Annotated in this window: 21 protein-coding genes; 13 read left to right on the top strand and 8 right to left on the bottom strand. The window is 58.6% G+C overall.

Annotated elements, in window-relative coordinates; all coding sequences use genetic code 11:
- Window positions 1–61 precede the first annotated feature (61 nt).
- From AB4N64_RS09025 to AB4N64_RS08995, 7 genes are all read right to left on the bottom strand, one after another.
- Window positions 62–1,300 (bottom strand): NADH:flavin oxidoreductase, encoded by a 1,239-nt coding sequence (locus AB4N64_RS09025; protein WP_460124403.1) that lies wholly within the window; start codon window positions 1,298–1,300, stop codon window positions 62–64.
- Between the two features lie 10 nt (window positions 1,301–1,310).
- Window positions 1,311–2,087 carry an SDR family NAD(P)-dependent oxidoreductase gene (locus tag AB4N64_RS09020; protein WP_460124400.1) on the bottom strand — a complete coding sequence of 259 codons (777 nt, stop codon included), beginning with the start codon at window positions 2,085–2,087 and terminating at the stop codon, window positions 1,311–1,313.
- Between the two features lie 52 nt (window positions 2,088–2,139).
- Entirely contained in the window at window positions 2,140–4,683 is a 2,544-nt protein-coding gene (locus tag AB4N64_RS09015) for an efflux RND transporter permease subunit (RefSeq protein WP_460124397.1), read from the bottom strand.
- A gap of 51 nt (window positions 4,684–4,734) precedes the next feature.
- A complete protein-coding gene (locus AB4N64_RS09010) occupies window positions 4,735–5,058 on the bottom strand; it encodes a beta propeller repeat protein (RefSeq protein ID WP_460124395.1) in 324 nt (107 codons plus the stop codon).
- Window positions 5,046–5,795, bottom strand: coding sequence for a WD40/YVTN/BNR-like repeat-containing protein (locus AB4N64_RS09005; RefSeq protein WP_460124392.1), 750 nt, complete (start codon window positions 5,793–5,795; stop codon window positions 5,046–5,048). Before AB4N64_RS09005 ends, AB4N64_RS09010 begins: the two co-directional genes overlap by 13 nt.
- Window positions 5,796–6,122: 327 nt before the next feature.
- Entirely contained in the window at window positions 6,123–7,472 is a 1,350-nt protein-coding gene (locus tag AB4N64_RS09000; RefSeq protein WP_460124389.1) for a DUF1329 domain-containing protein, read from the bottom strand.
- A 78-nt stretch (window positions 7,473–7,550) separates the two neighbouring features.
- Window positions 7,551–9,188: a DUF1302 domain-containing protein gene (locus AB4N64_RS08995; protein WP_460124386.1), complete on the bottom strand. Its 1,638-nt coding sequence runs from the start codon at window positions 9,186–9,188 to the stop codon at window positions 7,551–7,553.
- 288 nt (window positions 9,189–9,476) lie between these two features.
- Here AB4N64_RS08995 and AB4N64_RS08990 point away from each other — a divergent pair, with 288 nt between their 5' ends.
- From AB4N64_RS08990 to AB4N64_RS08930, 13 genes are all read left to right on the top strand, one after another.
- On the top strand, window positions 9,477–11,261 hold the full coding sequence (locus AB4N64_RS08990) for an FAD-binding protein (protein ID WP_460124383.1): 1,785 nt from the start codon (window positions 9,477–9,479) through the stop codon (window positions 11,259–11,261).
- Window positions 11,262–11,357: 96 nt separating this feature from the next.
- Window positions 11,358–12,383, top strand: coding sequence for an acyl-CoA dehydrogenase family protein (locus tag AB4N64_RS08985; RefSeq protein WP_460124381.1), 1,026 nt, complete (start codon window positions 11,358–11,360; stop codon window positions 12,381–12,383).
- Window positions 12,383–13,513, top strand: a complete 1,131-nt coding sequence (locus tag AB4N64_RS08980) for an acyl-CoA dehydrogenase family protein (RefSeq protein WP_460124378.1) — start codon at window positions 12,383–12,385, stop codon at window positions 13,511–13,513. Before AB4N64_RS08985 ends, AB4N64_RS08980 begins: the two co-directional genes overlap by 1 nt.
- A 16-nt stretch (window positions 13,514–13,529) precedes the next feature.
- Window positions 13,530–14,288 (top strand): SDR family NAD(P)-dependent oxidoreductase, encoded by a 759-nt coding sequence (locus AB4N64_RS08975; RefSeq protein ID WP_460124375.1) that lies wholly within the window; start codon window positions 13,530–13,532, stop codon window positions 14,286–14,288.
- A 24-nt stretch (window positions 14,289–14,312) separates the two neighbouring features.
- Window positions 14,313–16,433 (top strand): acetate--CoA ligase family protein, encoded by a 2,121-nt coding sequence (locus AB4N64_RS08970; protein ID WP_460124372.1) that lies wholly within the window; start codon window positions 14,313–14,315, stop codon window positions 16,431–16,433.
- 11 nt (window positions 16,434–16,444) lie between these two features.
- Window positions 16,445–16,924, top strand: coding sequence for an FAS1-like dehydratase domain-containing protein (locus AB4N64_RS08965; RefSeq protein ID WP_460124369.1), 480 nt, complete (start codon window positions 16,445–16,447; stop codon window positions 16,922–16,924).
- On the top strand, window positions 16,921–17,385 hold the full coding sequence (locus AB4N64_RS08960) for a MaoC/PaaZ C-terminal domain-containing protein (RefSeq protein WP_460124366.1): 465 nt from the start codon (window positions 16,921–16,923) through the stop codon (window positions 17,383–17,385). Before AB4N64_RS08965 ends, AB4N64_RS08960 begins: the two co-directional genes overlap by 4 nt.
- Window positions 17,378–17,758, top strand: a complete 381-nt coding sequence (locus AB4N64_RS08955) for a Zn-ribbon domain-containing OB-fold protein (protein ID WP_460124364.1) — start codon at window positions 17,378–17,380, stop codon at window positions 17,756–17,758. Before AB4N64_RS08960 ends, AB4N64_RS08955 begins: the two co-directional genes overlap by 8 nt.
- A complete protein-coding gene (locus AB4N64_RS08950) occupies window positions 17,755–18,930 on the top strand; it encodes an acetyl-CoA acetyltransferase (protein ID WP_460124361.1) in 1,176 nt (391 codons plus the stop codon). The genes AB4N64_RS08955 and AB4N64_RS08950 overlap by 4 nt, the downstream gene beginning before the upstream one ends.
- Entirely contained in the window at window positions 18,927–19,685 is a 759-nt protein-coding gene (locus tag AB4N64_RS08945) for an enoyl-CoA hydratase/isomerase family protein (protein ID WP_460124358.1), read from the top strand. Before AB4N64_RS08950 ends, AB4N64_RS08945 begins: the two co-directional genes overlap by 4 nt.
- A 31-nt stretch (window positions 19,686–19,716) precedes the next feature.
- Window positions 19,717–20,526: an enoyl-CoA hydratase/isomerase family protein gene (locus AB4N64_RS08940; RefSeq protein WP_460124355.1), complete on the top strand. Its 810-nt coding sequence runs from the start codon at window positions 19,717–19,719 to the stop codon at window positions 20,524–20,526.
- 7 nt (window positions 20,527–20,533) lie between these two features.
- Window positions 20,534–21,742 (top strand): MFS transporter, encoded by a 1,209-nt coding sequence (locus AB4N64_RS08935; protein WP_460124352.1) that lies wholly within the window; start codon window positions 20,534–20,536, stop codon window positions 21,740–21,742.
- A 41-nt stretch (window positions 21,743–21,783) separates the two neighbouring features.
- Entirely contained in the window at window positions 21,784–22,167 is a 384-nt protein-coding gene (locus tag AB4N64_RS08930; RefSeq protein ID WP_460124350.1) for a nuclear transport factor 2 family protein, read from the top strand.
- Between the two features lie 203 nt (window positions 22,168–22,370).
- On the opposite strand, the gene AB4N64_RS08925 is transcribed toward AB4N64_RS08930, so the two are convergent.
- Window positions 22,371–23,756, bottom strand: coding sequence for an MFS transporter (locus AB4N64_RS08925; RefSeq protein ID WP_460124348.1), 1,386 nt, complete (start codon window positions 23,754–23,756; stop codon window positions 22,371–22,373).
- Window positions 23,757–23,905: the final 149 nt, after the last annotated feature.

The raw sequence follows: 23,905 nt of genomic DNA, 5'->3' as shown, positions 1-23,905 counted from the left end.
GGTCACCTCTTTTTATTGTTGTTATACCTTTCAACGTCATTACTCTTTCCATCGACGCGGGTCATTCAGCCGCCAGTTGCCTGCTCAGAGCAGGATCGTTAGGCGCGTTCAAGACGCAGCGCACCCCATTCGGGTCGTAGATCCCCATCACACAGCGGTTGCAACTGGTGCATCCGGACTCTTTGAGGCGTCCATCCGCCAGCTTGTTCACAAAGCCCGGATCGTGGATCAAGGCTCGTGCCAGGGCAATGGCCTCAAAACCTTCCGCCAGCACCCGTTCAGCGCTGGAAAGCGACTTCACTCCTCCTACGAGTGCTAGCGGCAGGGAAACCGCTTTGCGAATCACGCGCGCGGTCTCCAAAAAATAGAGCTCACGAAAGCGTAGATCCTTTGGCTGCTGTTTACCAAGAACCCACGGTCCTAAACGCGCCAGCCCTCTGGCATGCGCCTTCATGTCATCAATCGGCATGGGGCTACCAAACAGCGCCCAGGGGCTGTGCATGTTGTGCCCACCGCTCAAAGTCAGCAGGTCAGCGCCATCGCGTTGGAGGATCTTGGCGGTAACAGCCGCTTGATCCGCATCGATACCGCCCTTTGCAGCATCGGTCTGATTGAGCTTGCAGGTCACGGCGATACGCCCTCCCACTGCGTCCTTGACCCGTCGTAGCACCATCGCAGGGAAGCGGCTGCGACCTTCCGCATCGCCCCCGTATTGATCGCGGCGGTGATTACTCAGCGGGGACAGAAACTGATTCAGAAGGTATCCATGTCCCATGTGGATCTCTACCGCATCAAAACCCGCGTCCCTGGCGAGTGAGGCTGCATGGGCGAACTCGTCGGCGATTCGACTCATGTCAGCTTCCGTCATCGCGGTCTGCCACACAATTCCCTGGAGGAAACCGAAAGCGTTGAATCCCGACGATGCAGTTTTGGGAAAACCACCGGCAGGCTTAAGCATCGTAAAGGAGCCGCCATGAGTGATCTGCAGGCAAGCAGCGGAGCCCTCGGCATGCACAGCCTTGGTTAAAACGCGCAGATGGCGCATCACTTCACGTGACAGATAAAACTGGTGTTTGAAGGTACGCCCTTCGGCCGAGACCGCCCCGTAGGCCACGGTCGTCATGCCGACCCCGCCAGCCGCCATGTCTCGATGGTGCTTGACGAGTGCCTGGGTCGGCATTCCATTCGGTGTCATACCTTCATTTGCACCGGCTCGAATGAAGCGATTGCTCAATACAATCGGCCCGATCTGCAAGGGCGTGAACGGTGTGATTCGCTCGCCTGTCGACATGTTGTCCATGGCCCACCTCTCAACCGTGCGTGCCGCCGTCGATTCGCAGGATCGCGCCGTTGACAAAAGTCCCGTCATCGCTGGCCAGCATCGCGATCACGGCGGCGACCTCCTCGGGAGCACCAAGTTGCCGGTCAGGACGCGACAAATGCATGAGCAAACTGAAATCCGCCCCTGTCGGAAAGCCGTTCGCTTGAGCAGCCACCATGGGTGTCGCAATGCCGCCAGGCGCAACGGCGTTCACGCGAACGCCGCTTTTCATGTACTCACGCGAAAGTGCCTGGGTTAGCGCAGCAACGCCGCCCTTGCTTGCCGAATAGGCCGCCATGTAGGGATGGCCGAAGAACGCCGAGGTGGAAGCAGCATTAACGATATTGCCTTTGCTTTCCACCAGGAACGGTAGCGCCTCCCGACAGCACAGAAACGTGCCGCCCAGGTTGATCTGCACAATACGCATGAAGGTATCGAATGAGGTGTCGGTTGCATGGGCGGAGCTGAGAATGCCGGCCATGTTTACCAGGGCATCCAGGCGTCCTGTGTCGTTCACGAAGGCTCCAATCGCCTCACGTACAGCAGTTTCATCCGTGACCGAAAGGCAGGAAGAGACGGCGCGGCCCCCGTTGCCCCCAACGGCATCGGCACGGGCCAGGGTTTCTTGCAGGCCTTCGGCATTGAGATCGACTGCCAATACCGTAGCCCCCTCCCCCACAAGGCGCAGCACCGCCGCCTGACCGATACCGGATGCAGCACCGGTGACAATGACGTTTTTGTTTTGAAAGCGAGATGCATGAATCATGGTTAGTAGTCCTTGTTGTTGTAATGTCGAGAAATGGATCGAGTGCCAGGTATCAGCGTCCCACCTTGACCAGTGGTCGCTCAACAGGGGAAACAGACGGGTTGCGCAGGCTGGTCGCAGTCTTGATCGGTATTGCATTCTTCTCTTTGCCAGCATCAAGTTCCTCGTCGGCAAGACGGGTTTCACCGCGCAAAAGAAAGTGCGACAGGGCCGGGATAAGGACGAGCGCCCCCAGCATGTTCCAAAGGAACATGAAGGTCAGGAGAATGCCCATATCAGCCTGGAACTTGATCGGCGAAAACACCCAGGTCAGTACGCCAGTGGCCAGGGTCAGGCCAACCAGAGCAACCACCTTGCCGGTGAAACGCAGGGCTCCGGCGTAGGCCTCCTCCAGTGAGGCCCCATTTCGTTGCAAGGTCAGTTGGACGCTGAGCAGATAAAGGGCATAGTCGACACCTGCACCCACCCCGAGCGCGATGACGGGTAGCGTAGCGACCTTCACGCCAATACCCATCAGAACCATCAATGATTCACACAGCAAAGAGGTGATCACCAAAGGAATCAGGGCGACCACCACCGCACGCCAGCTACGGAAGGCAACCAGGCACAGGACCACCACCGAAGCATAAAGCAGCAGTAGCACTGTCAGACTGGCCTCTTCCACCACCTGATTGGTGGCCGCTTCGATGCCCGCCGGGCCGGCTGCCAACAGGAACTTGCGCTCATCCGTATTGTGTTTCGCGGCAAAATCCTCAACGGCCGCCACTACACGGCGCAAGGTGTCAGCACGGTGATCGGCGAGGTAGGCAATCACTGGCGACACCGTACAGCTGAAGTTGGTCAACTCAGGTGACTGGATAGAGGCAATCTGAGAGGCCTGCGCGGCGACCTCGTCCTGGCGGGGAATGCTCATCCACTTGGGGTTCGCCTCACCGTAACTGGAATTGATAAAGCGCACTGAACCAGACAGACTGGCAACAGATTGCACTCCGGGCACACTCTGAAGCATACGAGTCAGCCGGTCGATTTCTGTGAGCGTTTCGTAGGTCGCGCAACCTCCGGGTTGGGTCTTGACGATCACCGCGAACTGGTCGGTGGAGCGGCCGAAGCCGTCGTTGAAGAATGCAAGGTCCTGATTGTAACGAGATTCGGGACGCAGCTCCGGAGCTCCCGCGTCCAGATCACCAATCTGAAGATCGCTGCGCAAATACAAGGCGCCCACACCCACCAGCAACGCCAGAAGAACGAGCGCATGGGCGTAACCGGGCCTGGCACAACGCACCAGGCTGTCACCGATGATGTGAGACATTCCCCGCGGTTTGTCGGCGAGCTGCTGCGTTTCGTTACGCACGCTGCGCTGTGCAGCAGAGCGGCTGACACCGAGGTAGGACAGCATCACCGGAACCATGATCAGCTGCGTGAAGATCAGCACACAGACGCCAATGCTCGTCGTGATCGCCAAGTCACGGATGACCGGGATGTCGATCACCATAAGGATGGCGAAACCAAAGACGTTGGCCAGTAGCGCCGATAAACCCGTGATAAACAGCCGGCGGAACGTGTACCTGGCGGCAACGTATTTATGGGTGCCGCGTCCGATATCCTGCATGATGCCGTTCATCTTCTGGGCGCCATGGGACATGCCGATAGCGAAGATCAGGAAGGGCACGAGAATCGAATAGGGATCGATGTCGTAGTGCAACAACTGCATGATGCCCAGCAGCCACGCCACACTACTGAGCGAAGCGACCAGTAGCAGCAAAGTGCTGCGCAAGCAGCGGGTGTAGACAAAAATGATGAACACGACGATCGCAGCGGCGATTGCGAAAAAGCCCATCACCAGGGTCAGGCCAGAGATCAGATCCCCCACCAACTTTGCGAAGCCTATTATATGAACACGCACCCGAGGCAGGCCATCCGCTGCAGGCTGCTCATAATGGCCACGGATATCGTTTTCAAGAAAAGTGGCGAACTGACGGTAATCGAAAGGCTGGCCCGTCGCTGGATCCTTTTCCATCAGAGGCACCAGAATCACTGACGAACGCATGTCCAATGACACCAGATCGCCCACCAGGTTGCCGCGCAGCACATTGGCTTGCAGAGTCTTTATCTTGTCAGATGAACCGTCATAGTTATTGGGCATGACCGGCCCCCCTTCCATCCCGACTTCGGTCACTTCATTCCAGCGGACGGCGGGCATCCACAAAGACCGCAGCCATGCTCGATCAACACCTGGCGCCAGGTTTATCTGGTCATTGATCTCCTGCAGCGCCTGCAGGTAATCCGGGTCATAAATGGTGCCGCGAGGGTTCTCGACCAAAACCCTTACCGAGTTTCCGAGACCGGCGAGATCAACCTTGTTATCCAGGTAATTGCGCACGAACTCGTGCGAGCTCGGCATCATTCGCTCAAAGCTGGCATTAACCTCCAGCAACGTCGCCCTTTGCCCAAGAAGTACGGTAAGCACTGCGCACAACAATACGAAGAAGATGCGGTTGTTGAATATCGCCCGTTCGATCAAACCGCCTGAGCGAGCATCGAACTGTTCACGCGTGGGTATGACCGGCGTCGCACTGTGATCCGTTGCCTTTACCATCTTTTATTCCTCTGGTGCAGATACACGGGTGTATTGTTCTGATACCCGTTTTTACTGGATTTGCAGGGTGGTCACGCCATTGAGGCCAACCATCGCCAGTTGCCCTCCAGCCATCGACACCACGCCGGTATACAGGGTTGGTTTCGACACATTGAGTAACTCGAAGGAAGAACCCTTGTCCCGACTGATTGCTACCTGGGCAGCCTGGCTCACCAACACCATGCCGAGCCCGTCAATGGCAGTTCCGCCGGTAATGCCAGCATTCAATTCATTACTGACGGGTGCCCAGTTTCGTCCTGCATCCGCACTACGGAAAACATGACCACGCAGCCCGTAAGCCAGCAGGGTGCTCCCACTGCCTGTTACGCCAAACAAGGTGCCGTCGTAACCCACCTCGCCCACGACAAAGCGCTCGCTTTGCCGATCCAGGCGCCAGATGCGTCCCCTCTCCCCAGTGATGTACAGTTCCCCCCTACTTCCCTGACTGAGGTCAGGTGCAGCAGATCATTGTTCTCTATGAGGGTGTTGCCCGGTTGCCACGTAGCGCCACCATCCCGGCTGTCGAGAATCAGCCCGAACGGGCCTACGGCATAACCTCGGGTACCGGACTTGTCGAACCAGACCCCCATGAAAAATTGCCCAGGGCCGGGGCGAGTCATGCTCAGGAGTGCAGAGAGATAACTTTCTGCACGCTCTGCATCCAATCCGGACCGGTTTTTGAAGTAGTCGACGAATAGCTGCTCCAGCCCCCGCCCGTCCAGCTGACGAGTCCAACTCTGGCCGGCATCGGCACTGTGCAAAATCGCCGCGCCATGCCCTACCGCCCAACCGTTCAGAGGGTCGGAAAAAAATACTGCATTGAGGTCAGTGCTGACCGGCACGCTGGCCTGTACCCAGGTTTTGCCATGATCGTCGGAGTGGATGATCAGACCGTTGTCCCCTACCGCCACCAGTCGATCACCCGCCTTGGCGATATCTCGAAGCGGTTTATGTGCAAGGTTGCTCATTTTCTCGGACACTTCATCAAGCGGATCGACAAAACCCGATGCAAAAGTAACCAATGGAGTCCAGAGTAAAACCAGGATCAGAGCGATCCAAGCCGGACTTTTCACACCGGGGGAAGGCACCACCGATCTAAAGGGAACAGTCCTCGATACGCACATGTTGTTCTCCGCAGGATCAAGTCCGCTGTTTTTGTTGTTTACAAAGCCACCTCACGGCGACCTTTCGGAGCTTTCCAGGATCAGGCTCGCTTGCAGTCTCGGCAGGATTCATCCGCCTTACATCACCCATCTGGACTAGCCTGCTCAAATCCCCGTAGAGACCCCACAATGGCGGGCACAACCTCGCCCAAGCACTGGCAAAGAGGCCTGCAGGACATGACTTCGGGGCGGTATGACACCGGCCTGTTGGCCGGTGCCCGGGAGTTTGAGGAAGGGTTAGCGAATACCGCTGCCGGCCATGGATTCAGGAGTCAGCCGGCTGTTTGGCCAACGATCGACCCTCACGTAACCTGAGCCACCGGCCATGTGCATCGTGCTGCAATACTGTCCTTTGACAAGGTCGTACACGATCATTGGCGTATTGGGGACCGACTTGGTGTTCCAGTCATACGTGACGAAGCCTTGAGAGGAGCGCATGAGCTTGCCCGCCTGGTCATACCCCTCGTAGAGCACAATTGACCAGCTGTCCTCGTCTATATAGAAAACCTTCTTGCTCTGGGCATGACGCTGGCCGGGCTTGAGAGTCGCCTCAACCACCCAGACTCTATGTGCTTCCCAGCGCGTGAGGTCAGGGTTGGCGAACTGTTTGCCGTACGCTTGCTCCGCAGTACTGTGCATGATCAGCTTGTAGTTGTTGTAAGGTATGTAGAGCTCTTTCTTGCCAACCAGCTTGAAGTTGAAGCGGTCGAGCTGCCCCTCCCACATTGCCAGCTCATCGAAAAAGTACGTACCTCCGGCGTTGGTCATCGGCGAGTCATAGCCGAAATCAGGTGCCAGGCGTACTCGGCGCTGTCCCTGGGTGTAATTCCAGAGTTTGTTGTTCCCGTCCTTGTTGAAGTTGAGCACCATGTTGGTCAGTGTTTTGTCACCCACATTTCGGGCAGGCCCGAGGTAAGCACTCAGGCGACGCTGGAAGATCCGTTGCGGTTCGTCCGGGTTATCGTAGTAGGGAGAATCTGTGTAGTTCTCCAGATCGTGAGTGAGCATCAGGTTGCCCGACGAGTCGACCATATAGCCGAAAAACCGCGAGCGGTACGGAGGTCCGTAGTAGCGCAAGTTGTGATTCCACAGAGCTTCAGCGCCTGTTTTGGGAATCGGATAGGGATACCCTCCCATAGCTCCATCCAGTTGACCGCCATCTTCGGTGCCTTTCACACGAGTGGCATTCTTCAACGTCGCCTCTTTCAGCCAATCGGGAAAATCAACCACGCGGTGGCTTTGGTAGACCTCGACCTTGTAGTCCGGCCAGCGCTGAAGCAACGCTTTGGTACCCTCACTCAGCTTGCCTGCGTACTCGCCCATGTTCTTTCCAGTGATGGAAAACAGTGGCTTTTCATTGGCGAATGGATCTGGATAAATGCCGCCCTTTTCCGGCATCGGCGGCCCCTTCCAGTCCGGCGTCCATGCAGGAACACTGCCATCAGCGCTCGCCGCCCGCTCAGCGCCAACCGGCGTCAACTTGTCACCACCCAGGTCCGCCGCCTTATCGCCGGCAACTGCAAGAGAGACCGAAAGTGCAAGCGACAGTCCCAGCCCCAACGTCATGGTTCTTCGATTGATTTTCATTGTTCTATTTCCTCATGGATTGCACGAGTCGAGACACGCGCCGTTCTTCCGGCAAAAGAGCCCGAATTCTTCGCAGAGTTACAGAGTGGTTTGGAATGTCAGGGTGACACGACCACGGTCGGTGCTACCCATTGCTCCCAAGCGCGTTTCAACATCTGACGCGTCGGAGTAGAGAAGACCGACCTTGTACCGCATATCGAAATCCGCCGTGACACCGACACTCCACGCGAAAGCTCGCTCAGCGGGTCCGGTAGGTATTGCAGAGTTGCCTTGCAAACCATACCCGGCCAATGTCAGGTTGCCGGTAAGGTCCATGCCGGGAAGCACCTGGAGCCAGGTCGGCATCAGGATAACGGACAGGCTGCTAGCGTCACGGCTACCGCAGCCAGGGCCGTCGCGCGCATCTTTACACTTGTTGAACACTTCTTCGTTATGCGTGACTTCATCCAGGTAGATGTAAGACAGCTCAGCGACTGCAATACCTGTGTCGTAAAGCGGCAATGAAGGCAGTTGGGCCTGGGCGTTGAGCAGCATGTGCCAGGTATTGCCCGTGGCCCCGTTCAAATCACCATTGGGCAGTGGCCCGCCAGTACTATCCAGGGCAGTACCACGACGATACGAAAGCTCGGCGCCCCAACTGATGTCTTGCCAGTTGAGATTGGTGTATGCGCCGAACAAATCAACGCCCCGGTTGTAGACCTGATGGAACCGCAAGCCGGTAATCGATGTGGGGTCGACAGCGAAGTTAACAGGCCACGGCTGCATCTCGTCCATGCGCCGATAGACAAGTCCGATGGTGCCACCGTACCAGTCAGGAGTCAGGCCCACTTGCACACCGTAATTTCCACGGCTTTTGTGCTTCGGATCGATGATCTCGCCCTGTTCAAGGTAGAGGTCTCCCAGTCCCGGCACGGTCCCGGAATAGATACGCCCATCATCATCGTAGAGAAAATCGGGACCGCCCAGAAACGTCCCACCTTCACTCTGGCGGTTCGGTTTCCAGTCAAGGTGGTAGTAACCGGCCAATGAAACCTTGTCGGTCAACTGGCTTTGGAATGACAGTTGCGGCAACGGCATGGCCAACTCTTTAGGCGACGCTCCCGGCGATTCGGCGCCCTTCTGAAAGTTGGCCGGCTGCTGACTCCAGGATATCGAGTCGGAGGCGTTCACTTGGGAGACACCCCAGATCAGCGAGTGCTGCCCCGCTTTGAAGGAAACCGGGATTTCACCAAGATCGACACGACCAAAAACGAAAGCATCTAAAAACTCGCCCGAAGGACCGTTGTAGTACCGCTGGGCCTGGCGAGACAACTTTCCGTCAGCGTGAGAGGAGATACCGCGAAGTCGGGGATTTCCCTTGAGGTCATGATCGTCGTACGCATTGTCATACCACCCGGTCGCACTGACGCGTACGCCATAGTCGTCCTTGTAGATCACGTCCACTTCAGTGAGTACGTCGAGTCGACGCTTCCACATTTCACCGCTGTGCGCGGAGTAGTCCGATTGATGATTGGTCGGATCATCACCCAGCGCGGAAGCGATATTCTCTGCCCGCCAGCCAAAGCCCAGGCGAAAATCTGTGGTCCAGTTGATTCTCAGATCCGGATTGCCAGTGTCTATCGACAAGGCATAGGCCGAAGGCGCCGATAATGCCCCCAACAAAAGAACCGGGGCAAGAAAGGCACTGCCTGAGGCAGCATTACGTTTGATGTGCATTATTGCGCTCCGCAAGTCCAAGTCTGGTTTTGTTTTTGTTCAGCTTGTCTTGGCGACCGGCCGAGGCAATGAGCCCCTCCCGCGACGTCGCAATCAGTTTTGATGCATCCCATTGCTCCCGACATCGCCCATTTGGATTAGCCGCACCAATCAACTTTGCGAGGAGCTGTATCTAGTCCATTCGGGCGATGCTCATGCCCTGCTTCCAAGGCGAACCTATGACGCATGGAAGTCGTCGGCATGTCTCATGCCGCCCATTTCTCTCCAAAACAATAAAACGCGCGTCCCTTGGACGCTGCCCGAACAGAGAGATCGCAAGCCATGAAAACTGATTCCAACGATCAGAATTGCGCCGTGCTGGTGATTGGTTCCGGAGCAGGGGCTCTATTGGCCGCCAACCGCGCTCACGACCTGGGCCTTGCCACCATCGTCATCGAAAAAAGCGACCGCTACGGCGGAACGTCCGCACTCTCAGGTGGCGGAATCTGGATTCCCAACAACAGCGGCATCCGTGACCAGGACTGCTACGACGACGCGCTCACTTATTTCAAAGCCTGCACTGGCGGCCTTGTTGCAGAAGAAAAATTGCGCGCCTACCTCGACTCCGCACCGGAAATGGTCGAATACATGCGTCATCAGATCGGGGTCAAATACAATCCGGTCGCCGGTTACTCCGATTATTGCCAGAACCTGCCTGGCGCATCGGATACGGGCCGAACCATGTTCGTCGAACCCGTCGATGGCGGCATTCTCGGCGAGGACTTCTTTGCGTTACGCGAAGCTGACATGGGCGCCAAATTGTTCGGGCGAGTCGCCCTGGACTATTACGATGCACAAACGCTTGGCGCGCGCGCCAAAGGCTGGAAGCGCAAGCTCTTCTCGTTGATCTGGAATTACGGGTCCGACATCAGTTGGCGGTTGAAAACGCGTCGTGATCGCCGTGTAACCATGGGCAACGCCCTCATCGCAGGCCTACGTATCGGCCTTCAACAGCGCAAGATTGCTCTGCAGCTCAACACCCGACTGGAAAGGTTCATAGTTGAAAACGGTGCCGTCGTCGGCGCCGTCGTCAGTCGAGATGGCAATGAATTCATCATTCGTACCAGCAAAGCCGTCATCGTCGCGTGCGGTGGTTTTGAGCAGAGCCAACCGCTGCGCGACGCTCACCTTCCAGTCAAGACGCTGACGCAATGGAGTGTTACGCCCATGCATAACAACACCGGCGATGCATTGATTGCCGGTGAAAAAATTGGTGCGGACAGCGAGTTTCTTCATGAAGCGTGGTGGGCACCGACTGTACGGATCCCTGCGGCGGACACGCCCAATGTCGACATGCGCAGCGCGCTGTTCGTCGAGCGCAGCTATGCCCATAGCCTCTGTGTCAATCGGTTGGGGAAACGCTTTGCGAACGAGGCGATGTCCTACAACGATTTCGGTCACGAGATGCTCAAGGACAATCGCGAGTCGGGTGCCAACCTGCCGTGCTGGTTCATCTTCGACGCCAACTACCGCAAAAAGAACGTCCTGGGACGCATCATGCCTGGCTCGATCATGCCGGACAGCAGCCTTCCCCCACAATGGTGGGATAACGTGCTCTATCGCGCCGATTCCATTGGCGACCTTGCAGGCAAAATCGGTATCGAGTCGAGCACGCTGACGAACACCGTGAAGACCTTCAACGGGTACGCGAAGACCGGTGTAGATCTGGATTTCAATCGCGGACATTACAGCTTTGATCGCTTCTATTGTGATCCTCGCCATCAGCCCAACTCCAGCCTGGGCGAACTCAGCCGTCCGCCGTACTACGCCATTCGTGTAGACCTTGGGGACCTTGGCACCAAGGGTGGTCTTAAAGTCGACAGGGATGCCCGGGTGCTGGACCAATCGGGCAACGCCATTCCAGGCCTTTATGCCATTGGCAACGCATCCGGCGCGGTGACCGCCAGCGCATACCCCGGCGCAGGCGGCACCCTGGGGCCAGCGCTGACGTTCGGATATCGGGCAGCCAACCACATTGGGCTGGCTACTGAGCCCAAGTCCATCGCGCCTATCGACTCGACGGCCCACGCCTGACGACAAAAGTGTTCATTACTGCCGACGTTTCTCAGGAGCCTTTTACGGAGCTCCAAAACCCGGATGTACTCAACCGAGAAATAAAGGAGCCCACCCGTGCTCGCGTTATTCAATGAAGAACAACACATGTTTGAAAACACGGCCAAGCGCCTGGCGCAGTCGATCGGGATCAAAAACCCACACGACCTTCAGAGCAACGACCCGGATCATGGCTGGCAACAGATCACCGAGGTCGGCCTGCTCAGCCTTCGCATGCGTGACAATGGAGTGCCTTTGGCTTCCGGTGTTGAAGTCATGATTGCCGCGCAAGCCTTGGGCGAAACCTTGGCGCCACAGCCCTTTGTCGGCAGCCTGTTGGCTGGCGAGCTACTGGCCATGAGCGAGGCACCTAGCGACCTCATCGAATCTGCTGCTGCCGGCGAAACACGCTACGCCCTGCTGCTGGATCGTTCACTCCAGGCATTGGCCTCGCCGGAGGACGACGACTGCATCGCCTGGGACAGCCAGAACGCCCATTACGCGCTCGGTTTACGAGGTAGCCAGCTGGTGCGCGTTGACCTTCGGCATGGTTTCGCACCGGTGCTGGAAGTGGCCGATCTGACGCGTGAGCTGCTCCGCAGTCAGGGAGGACTCGATGCCGAACCTGTGGGGACGCCATTGACGAAAGAACAGATTGTGCGCTGGCAAGCATTGGCACTGACCACAGTGGCTTCTGACATCGTCGGAGTACTCCACGGCGCACATTCGGGCGCGGTTGCCTACACCAAGGAGCGCTCGCAGTACGGCGTACTGATCGGCAGCTTCCAGGCGATTCAGCATCTGTGCGCCGAAATGCTTGTCCAGGCTCAGGCGGCCCACAGCATCACCTGCTATGCCGCTTGGGCAGTCGATGAACTCGATCCAGAACAAGCACTGCTGGCCGCTCGAACCGCCAAGGCCTATGCAGCGTCTGCCGCCCTGCCAGTGACCGAGACCGTGATGCAGGTCTACGGCGGCATTGGTCAAACCTGGGAACACATCGCTCACGTCTATACGCGCCGGGCATTGGTCGGTGCGCAGCTGTTCGGTGATGAAGCCTTTCAATTGCAACAGATTGCCGACGCACGTCTGGGAGCCCGCTGATGGATTATCGTGATACCCCCGAAGAGCTTACATTCCGCGCCGCTCTGCGAGAGTGGTTCAAGCACAACATTCCAGCCTGTTGGCGTGAGATCAAAGACCCTGAAGGACTTCGTGCGCTCAACAAAAGCTGGCACAAGGCGCTGTATGCGGGCGGATACATGGGCCTGAACTGGCCCAGGGAATACGGTGGCCAGGGGTTGGCAGCGAGCTTCGATGCCATTTTAAACGACGAGGCTGGCCGCGCCGATTCGCCTCGTCTTCCGGCCATGGTCAACTACCTGGGCCGAGCGATCTTCACCTACGGCACCGAAGAACAGAAACAGCGTTTCCTGCCCACGCTCCTCAGCGGTGAAGTTCAATGGTGCCAAGGTTTCAGTGAGCCGGGGGCTGGATCCGACCTGGCATCGCTTCGCACTCGGGCCGAGCTGGACGGCGATCATTACGTAGTCAATGGCCAGAAGATGTGGACCAGCGGCGCCTTGCAGGCCGACTGGTGTCTTCTGCTCGCCCGCACCGACAGCAGCGTCGCCAAGCACAAGGGCATTTCCTGCCTGCTGACACCGCTTGATGCTCCGGGTATCACAGTCCAGCCAATCGTATTGGCCAGCGGTGATCCGGAGACTGCCGAAGTATTCTTCGATGATGTGCGCATCCCTGCAAGCCAATTGATCGGCAATCCTGGAGATGGCTGGCGTATCGCGATGACCACTGTGTCTTATGAGCGAGGCGCTTCCGATACCGGTTCCATTTCGGCGTTGCGCCGCCAACTTCGTGACCTGGAAAGTATTGCCGCCGAGCGCGGTCTACTCGGCGATCCGGCCGTACGCGCGAAGCTGGCTCGAGCCTATGTAGACATCGAGGCGTTGAGCCTCAACGTGGCCCAGCAACTGTCGATGAGGCTCGCAGGACGAGACCCGGGGCCGGAGGGGTCGGTGGGCAAGCTGCTGTGGTCCAAGGCTGCGCAATACACCATGCATGTGGCGCTTGATGTACTAGGGGCCGATGCCCTGACAGGCAAAGCCCCTCATTGGCTCGCCGAGTATTTCACCTCTCGCCCTGTCAGCGTCTACGGCGGTTCCTCGCAGATCCAGAAGAACATTCTCGCTCGCATGCTCGACATGCCTCGCTGAGCCCAGGAGAACAACCATGCGTCTTAACAATCGCGTCGTCGTCATCACCGGCGCTTCGCAAGGCATCGGCCGCAGCGTAGCCCAACTGTTCGCCCGTGAGGGTGCCAAGGTTGCCGTCGTCGACATCAACGTCACCGGTGGCGAAGAAACCGTCGCGCTGATCAACAACGAAGGCAACTCGGCCATATTCGTGCGCTGCGACATCTCCAGCCGAGAGGATGTGGATGCTGCCGCGCAAGCCATCAAGGTTGCCCTGGGCCCGATCGACATTCTGATCAACAACGCGGGCATTACCCGTCCTGCCATGCTCCACAAGATGACCGACGCGGAATGGAAGCAGGTCATCGATGTACACATGAACGGCTCCTTCTATTGGTTGCAGGCCGTGGTGAACGACATGATCGAGCGCCGCTGGGGACGCATTGTCTTTGTCAGTTCGTCGACCGCACAAAATGGCTCTATCGGGCAGATCAACTACGCCGCCGCCAAGTCCGCGATGCTCGGCATGATGCGCACGGCCGCCCGTGAACTCGGCAAACACAACATCCTGGTCAATGCCATCGCACCCGCGGCCGCGACCGAAATGACCAAGAAGATAATGACCGACCCCAAGTTCGCAGCCAGTCAAGAGGCCGCCCTCAAACAACACCCGCTGCGCCGCTCCGCCGAGCCGGAAGAAATCGCGCCAGCCTTCCTCTATCTCGTCAGCGACGAGTCCTCCTACGTGACCGGCCAGGTGCTCTCCGTGGACGGCGGTTCGATGCTGGTGCGCTGAGCACGGCCTCTAAGGATAAGAACAATGAATCGACCACAGACAGACACGCCCAACCTCGACCGCCTGCTCGCTCCACGTTCGATTGCCATGGTGGGGGCGTCCAACAACCCCCACAGCATCGGCGGATTGGTATTTGCCAACCTCAAGCGCTCGTTCCAAGGCACGCTCCATCCGGTCCACCCGAAAGATGACCAGGTCCAGGGCTGTAAGGCCTATGCAAGCGTGGCGCAGTTGCCGGAAGCAGTGGACCTGGTTCTGATCGCAGTTGCCAGCCACCAGGTTGAAGGCATCGTAGAGCAAGCGATAGCACTGGGCGTAGGCGGTATTGTGCTGCTCTCCTCCGGCTTCGCCGAAGCGGGGCCCGATGGCATTGCCCTGCAACAACGGGTGGCCGAAAAAGCCAAGGCGGGCGGCGTACGTGTCATCGGTCCCAACTGCATCGGCTACCTGAACATCGCCAATGGCGTGATGGCTAATTTCGCACTCACCCCGGATGAGCCTCTGCCGCCAGGCGGCAGTGTCGCGCTGGTTTCACAGAGCGGGGGTTTTGGTTCTTACCTGACGACCAAGGGCTTGCTCACCGGCCTGCAACTGGGCTGGTTCGTCAGCACCGGTAACGAACTGGACGTGAACATCGCCGCCGTCCTGCGGTATCTGGTCGAGCGCCCGGAGGTCAAGGTGCTGCTGGCGTTCAGCGAGACGTTGCGCGATCCAGAGGTATTTATCGAGGCGGCACGTCGCGCCCAGATACTCGACAAACCGCTGGTGATCCTGAAGGCAGGTCGCTCGGAAGCCGCGGCCAAAGCGGCAATGAGTCACACCGCTTCGGTGGTTGGCGCCGTCGACGTGTTCGACGCCGTCTGCCGTCAGTACGGAGTCATCGTTGCCCACAGCATGGAGGAAATGCTCGACCTGGGAATGATCTTCCAGGACGGGCGCCGTGTTGAAGGAAACAGGCTTGCAATCATGACAAGCTCTGGGGGCACTGGCGTTTTGCTCGCCGACGAGGCCAGTCTCAGCGGACTCGAAGTTCCGACCTTCCCCGATGACGAACAGCAACAGATGCTCGGCGTGTTGCACACGCCATTTTTCGGCAGTGTTGCCAATCCTGTCGATACAACCGCAGCAGTCCACCTCGAATCAGTCACTTCCCTGCAGAACCTGATCAGCGCCAGCCCCTCGGTCGACATGATTGCGACCGTCACCTGGGCCCGCGCAACCGAAGCGGCGAAAGAGCTCGCCGCGCTGTACAAGCGCGTCGACAAGCCCTTGGCTGTGCTGTCCACCGACCTCATCGAGGTACTCAAAGAAGCGGGCGTACCGACGTACACCGACCCTCAGCGCCTGGCTCGCTCCATGGCTGCGTTGCATCGGTTTTCCTGCCGCCCGACGCTGGCCAGCAGCACCAACCTGCCCCACGACGAGGAACGCGTGCAACGGGCGCGTGAGCATCTGCAATTGCCAGCGCAGGAACGAGTGCTGATGGAGGCGCAAGGTAAGCGCCTGTTCGCAATGTACGGCATTCCGATTACTGACGAAGTTTGGGTGCATGACGAAGACGCAGCCGTCAAAGCAGCGGAAAAAATCGGAGGCAAGGTCGTACTCAAGGTGATGTCCTACCAGTTGCCCCACAAATCAGACGTCGGTGCCCTGCGTCTTGGCCTGCAAGGCGAATCCGACGTTCGCCTGGCGTATCGGGACATGCTGCAGGAAGTTCAGCGACGTGCACCTCATGCCCGACTGGACGGCGTTCTGGTGCAACAGATGGTACCGGCGCGGCTGGAGCTCACCTGCGGTTTGAAACGCGATCTTGTATTCGGCCCTATCGTCGCAGTAGGAGTCGGCGGCGTGTTGGTTGAGCAACTTGCGGAAACCGCCCTCCTGCGCCCTCCCTTTGATCGGGAAACTGCCTGCCGGGCACTCAAGCAACTGCTGGGCGGTCGCCTGGTACAAGGAAGACGCGGGCTGTCCAGTGACGAACAAAACAAGATTGCAGACATCATGATCGGTGTAGGTAATCTCGCCCTGGAGCTCGAGGAAGTGTCAGAAATCGACATTAACCCCATCAGGGTTGACGCCGGCAACGCTTTCGCGGCCGATGCGCTGGTGGTCCTGGCTGGACCGGCAACATCGACCGGGCACTGAAGGAGAGCACCATGACAGACCAATCCCTGATCGGGTTTGAGTTCCCGGCATTCCGCTTTCTGGTTGAAGAAGGAAAGCTGATGGAGTTTGGGAGGGCAATCCACGCAGAGGACCCCATTTACTTCAACCGCGAAGCAGCGAGCGCGGCAGGATTCAATGCCCTGCCTGCTCCGCCGACATTCAGCTGTGTGACTGCACACTGGCAGCCCACCGATGCCAACAACCCGCTCAAGCTCGATCTGCGCCGCGTGCTGGCCGGGGGTAATGAGTGGGAATACCGCCGGCCGATGGTGGCCGGCGAGGCATACACCGTCCGGTCTCGAATCAGCGACGTCAGCCAGAAAACCAGCTCGAAAGGTGTCATGACACTGATCGTTCGTGAAATGTCGTTCTACGACACAGCGGGGGTTTTGGCGCTGATTGCTCGAAGCACCATTATCCAGCTGCCCCCTCCCGCGCCTCTCAACCCGTCCGAGGTATTGCCCACATGAATGCCAGCGAGAACCTCCGCCCACGCTTCACGGCTGGCGATATGGCCCCGGAACGCCGTGTCGGCCCGATAAACCGCACCGACATCGTCCGCTACGCTGGCGCGGGCGGGGATTTCAACCCCATCCATCACGACGAAACTTTTGCGCAGCGATCCGGCTATCGCAGCGTATTCGGTCATGGCCTTTTCACCGCGGGCGTTCTATCGGCCTACGCCACCTCATGGCTGGGATTAGCGGCGTTGCGTAAATATTCCGTGCGTTACGTTTCGCAAGTCTGGCCGGGAGACACCCTGATACTCAGTGGCCAGGTTGAGAATGTGGATCAACTGGCAACGGGCGGCATTGAAGTGCAGTGCGAACTCTCCGTGCAACGGGAAACCGTCAACGGCGAAAAACAGCTCGTCCTCACGGCGCACGCTGTCGCGTCCTACGACCACGACGGGAGCATTCAGCATGCTTGATATCCGTGAGCGCGCGCCCTACCAATGTTTTGTCGAAGGGCTTGAACGGGGTGTGCTGACCTATCAACGCTGCCTGGGCTGCAACAAAGCGGTGTTTTACCTGCGTACCAGTTGCCCGGGCTGCGGTTCTGCAGAGCTCGAACTCAACGACAGCCAGGGAATCGGAACGCTCTACTCGTCGACGGTGATTTTCGACAAGGAGCAGGATTACAACGTCGTGCTGGTCGACCTCGACGAAGGTTTTCGCATGATGAGCACTGTCATCGATTGCGACTCCCCAAGCATTGGCGATCGAGTACAAGCGAAGGTGCAAGCCCTGGAGAGTGAAAGCCCTCGAGTGGTTTTTGAGCGAGTACGAGGGGCGCACGCATGATGACGCCTCAGGATCTGCGCGCAAAAGCCGCAATCGTTGGCATCGCCGAGTCCGACCTGGGCGATGTCGGCGCGCAGCGTTACGCCATTGAACTGGCAGGACAGGCCGCCTATCGTGCCGTGGCCGACGCTGGTCTTGGCATGAAGGACATCGACGGCCTGTTCGGGTGTGTGATGGGCCGATTCATGTCCAACCTGGACCTGGGCGAATACCTGGGGATACAACCGCGCTACAGCGACAGCGGCAACATTGGCGGTAGCTCTTTCATCTCATACCTGTTTCACGCCTGCGCGGCCATTCAAGCCGGTCTGTGTGACAACGCGTTGGTTGTCTACGGCAGCACCCCCCGCGCCGATGGACTTCGCCAACAGTACCCGACGGCGTCACTCGAACGACCGAACTATGAAGCCCCCTACCGTCCCCGACACCCGGTGACGGGGTATGCCCTGGCCACAGCCCGTCACATGCACCAATACGGAACCACACGCGAACAACTCGCTGAAGTGGCCGTCGCCGCGAGGGCCTGGGCTCAGCTCAATCCCGCTGCGTTTACGTATGGCAAAGGCTCACTGGGCATTGACGATGTCCTGAGCAGCAAGGCGGTTTGCAGCCCGTTGACCGTGCGCGACTGTTGTCTGGTCACCGACGGGGGTGGTGCTGTGGTAGTGACGCGGGCGGACCGGGCTCGTGATCTGGTCAAGTCGCCCATCTACATGCTCGGCGCTGGCGAAGCACATTCGCATCGCAGCATTTCACAGATGCCGGATCTGACGACGACCTGCGCGACCCAATCGTCCCAGCGCGCTTACGCGATGGCCGGCGTTACCCCAGCAGACATCGACGTTTTGCAGCTGTATGACGCCTTTACCATCAATACCATCATGTTTCTCGAGGACTTGGGCTTTTGCGCCAAGGGCGAAGGGGGTGCTTTCGTGTCCGCGGGACGCATCGCGCCGGGCGGAAGCCTGCCGGTTAATACCAATGGGGGCGGACTGTCCCATTGCCACCCCGGTATGTACGGGATCTTTGCGTTGATAGAGGCGGTGCGACAACTGCGTGGGGAGGCTGGCGCGCGACAGTGCAAAGGCGCCGAGATCGCTCTCGCTCACGGCAATGGCGGGCAGTTTTCCAGCCAGGTGACCGCGATTCTGGGTACAGGTGCAGCATTGTGAGTACCGTCATTCGCGAGCGTCACGGCCCAGTGCTACTGGTGACCCTCAATCGTCCGGAGTCGTTGAACGCGTTCACAGCAGAACTTCACCGTGATCTGTCCGATGCCTGGCACGAGGCCACTGATCAGCAGATCCGTGCCGTCGTTCTAACGGGCAACGGACGCGGTTTTTGCGCCGGCGCAGACCTGCATGCCCCTCCTCTGCCGGAAACCATCGGCAACCAAACCCTGCGGCACACTTTCAACGCGCACACGCTTGCCATGGCCGCCCTTGATAAGCCTGTCATCGCTGCAGTCAACGGCGCGGCCGCGGGCGCCGGCCTGTCCCTGGCCTGCGCGGCGGATGTGCGCATTGCTTCCGATGCCGCCAAATTCGTACCCGCGTTTGTTGATATCGGCCTGGTTCCGGATGCAGGGGGAAGCTGGTTCATCACCCGAGCCCTAGGCTACAGCCGAGCCTTTACCTGGCTGGCGACCAACCAGCGCCTTAACGCTTTTGAGGCTTTGTCCTGGGGGCTGGTGACAGAAGTGCTCGAACCCGACCGGCTCATGGGGCGCGCCATGGAGTTGGCAAGTTTGCTGGCAGCCAAACCAGGAAGTGCGGTGGGACTGACCAAGCGTCTCCTGAGTCAGGCCGCACGACATTCACTGGCCGAGCAACTGGAAGCTGAGGTCGCGCACCAGAACCTGGCCGTAAGGGACCCGGATCGCATTCTAGCACGAGCGGAAATGCTCGTACGCCTGAAAAAACATTGAACAACTACCCATAAAAACAATGGAGCTCCCAATGGCCGATTACGGACGTTTCCGCACTATCCTCGCTGAGCGCCACGAGCACGTTCTTGTGCTGACGCTTAACCGCCCTGACCGGCTGAATGCTGTGGGTGACGATATGCATGAAGGCCTTGAAGCCATTCTTGCCGACTTGCGTCATGACACCAGCGTGCGCGCTGTTTTACTGCAAGGCGCCGGTCGTGCGTTTTGTGTCGGAGGCGATGTTAAATCCTTCGCCGAAGAACCTCAGCCCAACCGGACGCCCTACGAGCAGATGGAGCTGGTGACGCGCAGCGCTGGCAACTTGATCGAGCGATTCATTGACGTCCCACAGCCTCTGGTTGCCGCCGTGCAGGGCTACGCCATGGGCCTGGGTGCCACGCTGGCGCTGATGTGTGATGTTTTGCTGATAGCAGAGGACGCACAGATCGCAGATACGCATGTACCTATTGGCCTGGTTGCCGGCGACGGTGGAGCACTGGCGTGGCCGCTTGGCATGCCTATGGGGGCGGCCAAGTACTATTTGATGACAGGCGATCGCATGGACGGGCGAGAAGCGGCTCGACTCGGCCTGGCCTTGCGCGCCGTTCCCGCAACGGACCTGGCAGAACAGGCGCTTGCCCTGGCGCAACGGCTGGCAAGCCTCCCTCCCCTGGCTGTGCAAGGCACCAAACGCGCCCTGAATCGTATTCTTCGGCATCGCAGCGAACTGGTACTGGACACAGGACTACAACTGGAGGCTGCAACATTCCTCAGCAGCGATCATAAGGAAGCGGCCAGCGCATTCGTGGACAAGCGCAGCCCTGCATACCATGGAAGGTGAGTCGCGTATGGCGCTCAAAAAGGGCGGCGGATGGCTGGATGGTATCTCGCGAGAAGTGCGGTGTCTGTGCGTCATCAGCTTTATATCGGCGGTCGGTTTCGGCATCCAGTCACCCGCCATTCCAGTGTTCGGACGTTCACTGGGGGTTGGCAGTGCGATGGTCGGCATGATCATCGCCGCTTTTCCTTTGGCTCGCCTGATATCTGCATGGCCTGCCGGACGCCTGGTGGACTGCCTTGGGGAGTATCGCCTACTCTGTGGCGGCCTGGCATTGATCGCATTGGGAAGCTTTGGCGCGGGGATTGCCACGACTGCAGAGCACGTTCTGATGGGCCGCGCCGTATGTGGGATCGGCTCGATGCTTTACACCATCTCTGCCATGAGCCTGATGCTGCGCACCACAGACGCCGGACGTCGCGGGCAAGCGACGGGTTTGTTCATGGGTGCCTATTACATAGGCACTGTCAGCGGGCCGGCGATAGGCAGTTTGTTCGTCGATTTCTCGGTGCGCCTCCCATTCTTTCTCTATGGGTTCGGTGCCGGGGTCGCTGGGGTAGTCGCGTTTTTCCTGCTGCGGCATTTACGTCACCGCACTGAGGACAGGCATACCGCTGCGACGCCCCCCGTCAGCGTCGGCAAGGCGTTACGTCTACCGGCCTACCGCGCGGCATTAGCCAGTAACTTCGCCGTAGGTTTTGCGGTTTATGGCGTACGCGTTTCAGTGCTGCCTCTGTTTCTGCTGGTCGTGCTGCAACAGCCAGCGAAATGGATAGGCATTGGCCTCACTGTCTGCGCGCTCACACAGACTCTTTTGCTACCCAAAGCAGGCCAACTGGCGGATCGCTGGGGACGTAAACCGACACTGGTATCAGGCATGATCCTGGTGCTCGCCAGCTTCCTGATTATTCAGCTGGGCCACAGTTTGTACGCCTACATTTCCGGCCTTGCTTTCATGGGGTTGGGAGCAGCCTTCTGCACCACCTCAGCTGCCGCCACGGCGGGTGACGCTGCCAATGGACGTGGCGGAACGGTCATTGCCACTTATCAAATGTCTGCTGACTTTGGCATGGTCATTGGGCCTGTGCTTATCGGCCTGCTCGCCGAGCATTATTCCTATGAGCTCGCGTTGAGTTGCACCACCGGCCTGCTCACCGCTGCTTGCCTGGTCGCGCTCGCGATGCCCAATCAAACCAGGGACCAAGCGGAACCTACGTGACACCACTATACCTCCATTCACAATGCCCTGAACGAGGAACCATGATGCCCAGCGAACAGCAGATGAAAGACGCTCTTCAAGCCTACGTCGACGCCTACAACAACAATGACCTGGCGGCTCTCCTGGCACTGTACAGCGACGATGCCACCGTGGAGGATCCCTACGGCACGCCGCCCAAAAATGGCAAAACGCAGATTGAGTCGTTTTACCGCCAGGCGATGGCCTCAGGCGCCACGCTGGAACTGTCGGCACCGATTCGAGGGTCCAGCGCGGATGCAGCAGCCATGGCTTTTGACGCGGTGGTCAAGCTTGCTCAAGGGACGATGCGTGTCAGCGTCATCGATGTGATGACCTTCGACGAGGCGGGTCTGATTCGCTCCATGCGAGCGTACTTCGGACCGAGCGACATCCACACGGTCGCGTAAAGCTACCCGAACCTGTAAACAGAGATCACAATCTGCCTGGCCAGCCTCGCGGCATACACGCGTCGCGCAGGCTGGTTAACGACGGCGCCGCAAACCACCCTCAGCGGCAGCAGATGCTCCTCACGTGGGTGCGCAAACCTGGCCTGGGGCGCCATGGTCCATCGCATAGAGAACACCGACCGGCACCATGCGCAATGCGTAGGCTAGGCATCGTCATACAGACGCAACCGACACGCCAGGGGCACAATGATCGCAGCGGTAACCACCGAGCATGTCATCCCGATAGTCAACGCGCGTTGCGGATCACCGCCTGCCAACGCGATACCGAAGAGTGCACTGCCCAGGGCCCCGCCGTACGTACGAGCAGTGGAAATGAGACCCGTCGCGGCGCCCACGTGTTGAATGGGCGTGACCATCTGGATAAACAACGTCTGGTTCTGATTGATCAGACCGAAGCCCACACCCGCCAATCCAAAGCTAACAAGGATGTAGACGCTGTGAGTGCCCGGCGCCAGGCGAGTCAACATCGCACACCCGCAAAGCAAACTGATAGCTCCCGCCGCCAGCAACCATTGTGGCTTTTTTTGATGAGCAAACAGCAGGCCATTGAAGACGCTCCCCGCCGGCATTCCGATCAGTAGCGGCAACATGAGCGTTCCCGCCTCACGCAAACTTATGCCTGCGACCTGAGTCAGCAGCATCGGGCTGTAGAACATCAGGATGAACAGCACCGAACCACTGAGCAGCGTCGACAGCACAATATTGCGCGCATTTGGGTTGCGCAGGATGACAAGCGAAAGTATGGGGTGTGGAACCCGCAGCTGGACGCGCAAGAACAATGTCAGTAGCCCTGCGGCCAAAACTGGCAGCAATCCATACGATACTGGATGCATGCCGTCAGGTGGTCGAAGGGCCAAAAGCGAACACGCAATAAACAGGCAAAGCAAAGCCCCACCGAGAAGGTCGAACTGCTTTTCTTGATGAGATAACGAACGACATGACGGCAGGTGATGCAAAACCACGAGCACCGGCAAACAAGCTGCTGGGACCGCGAACAAGGCTGCGCGCCAGCCAAAAAGTTCACTGAGTACGCCGCCCAAGACAGGACCCAGGCTGCATGCAACTGCAAACATGACACCACCGATACTCTGCCAGCGGACTCGCTGTGCAGGATCGCGGAACACATCCGCAGGAACCGCGAAGGCAGTTGCCGCCATCACACCCAACGCCACGCCATTGACCAGCCTCCATACAAGCAACTGCTCCATAGACTGAGCCAATGCACTACCGATGCCGGCCAGGCACAGCAAGAGGATGGAAAGGCGTAGTAGATGTTTGCGCCCTTTGATATCCCCAAGCCTTGCAGCAATGGGTGTGGCGCAGGCTGAAGCAAGCATCTGCAACGTGCCAGTCCAATGAAAACGCTCGAAGCCATCAAGCGCGGAGCTTGCCACGGGCAGGATGGCGCCACCGATCGTGGTTTCCAGCCCAAGCAGAAACAATACGCAGTAGACGCCCACCATCGCGGTTGTTCTTTGCTTGGGGCTCAACCCAACGATCAGATCGGTATCAGGTAGGTGACTCGTCACGGGCTAACCTCGCTGCTTTTCTGCCAGCTTGGGTGCAGCATCAACACGACGCCTCGTCCGCAAGGACTATGCCTCTGCTGTCCAGTGCGAAAACCTGCTGGCTAGTCCAAGAGGACGAGGCAAAGAAGCATTGCGTGGCGGCACTATTG

Source organism: Pseudomonas sp. S2_C03, from assembly GCF_054668405.1.
Note: the sequence above shows the minus strand (reverse complement) of the source record. Positions and strands in the feature narration are given on the sequence as shown.

Bases quoted from the DNA above. Each gene is read 5' to 3' on its own strand.
- AB4N64_RS09025 (WP_460124403.1), bottom strand. From the start codon at position 1,300: ATGGACAACATGTCGACAGGCGAGCGAATCACACCGTTCACGCCCTTG.
- AB4N64_RS09020 (WP_460124400.1), bottom strand. From the start codon at position 2,087: ATGATTCATGCATCTCGCTTTCAAAACAAAAACGTCATTGTCACCGGT.
- AB4N64_RS09015 (WP_460124397.1), bottom strand. From the start codon at position 4,683: ATGGTAAAGGCAACGGATCACAGTGCGACGCCGGTCATACCCACGCGT.
- AB4N64_RS09000 (WP_460124389.1), bottom strand. From the start codon at position 7,472: ATGAAAATCAATCGAAGAACCATGACGTTGGGGCTGGGACTGTCGCTT.
- AB4N64_RS08995 (WP_460124386.1), bottom strand. From the start codon at position 9,188: ATGCACATCAAACGTAATGCTGCCTCAGGCAGTGCCTTTCTTGCCCCG.
- AB4N64_RS08980 (WP_460124378.1), top strand. From the start codon at position 12,383: ATGGATTATCGTGATACCCCCGAAGAGCTTACATTCCGCGCCGCTCTG.
- AB4N64_RS08975 (WP_460124375.1), top strand. From the start codon at position 13,530: ATGCGTCTTAACAATCGCGTCGTCGTCATCACCGGCGCTTCGCAAGGC.
- AB4N64_RS08970 (WP_460124372.1), top strand. From the start codon at position 14,313: ATGAATCGACCACAGACAGACACGCCCAACCTCGACCGCCTGCTCGCT.
- AB4N64_RS08965 (WP_460124369.1), top strand. From the start codon at position 16,445: ATGACAGACCAATCCCTGATCGGGTTTGAGTTCCCGGCATTCCGCTTT.
- AB4N64_RS08960 (WP_460124366.1), top strand. From the start codon at position 16,921: ATGAATGCCAGCGAGAACCTCCGCCCACGCTTCACGGCTGGCGATATG.
- AB4N64_RS08955 (WP_460124364.1), top strand. From the start codon at position 17,378: ATGCTTGATATCCGTGAGCGCGCGCCCTACCAATGTTTTGTCGAAGGG.
- AB4N64_RS08950 (WP_460124361.1), top strand. From the start codon at position 17,755: ATGATGACGCCTCAGGATCTGCGCGCAAAAGCCGCAATCGTTGGCATC.
- AB4N64_RS08940 (WP_460124355.1), top strand. From the start codon at position 19,717: ATGGCCGATTACGGACGTTTCCGCACTATCCTCGCTGAGCGCCACGAG.
- AB4N64_RS08935 (WP_460124352.1), top strand. From the start codon at position 20,534: ATGGCGCTCAAAAAGGGCGGCGGATGGCTGGATGGTATCTCGCGAGAA.
- AB4N64_RS08930 (WP_460124350.1), top strand. From the start codon at position 21,784: ATGATGCCCAGCGAACAGCAGATGAAAGACGCTCTTCAAGCCTACGTC.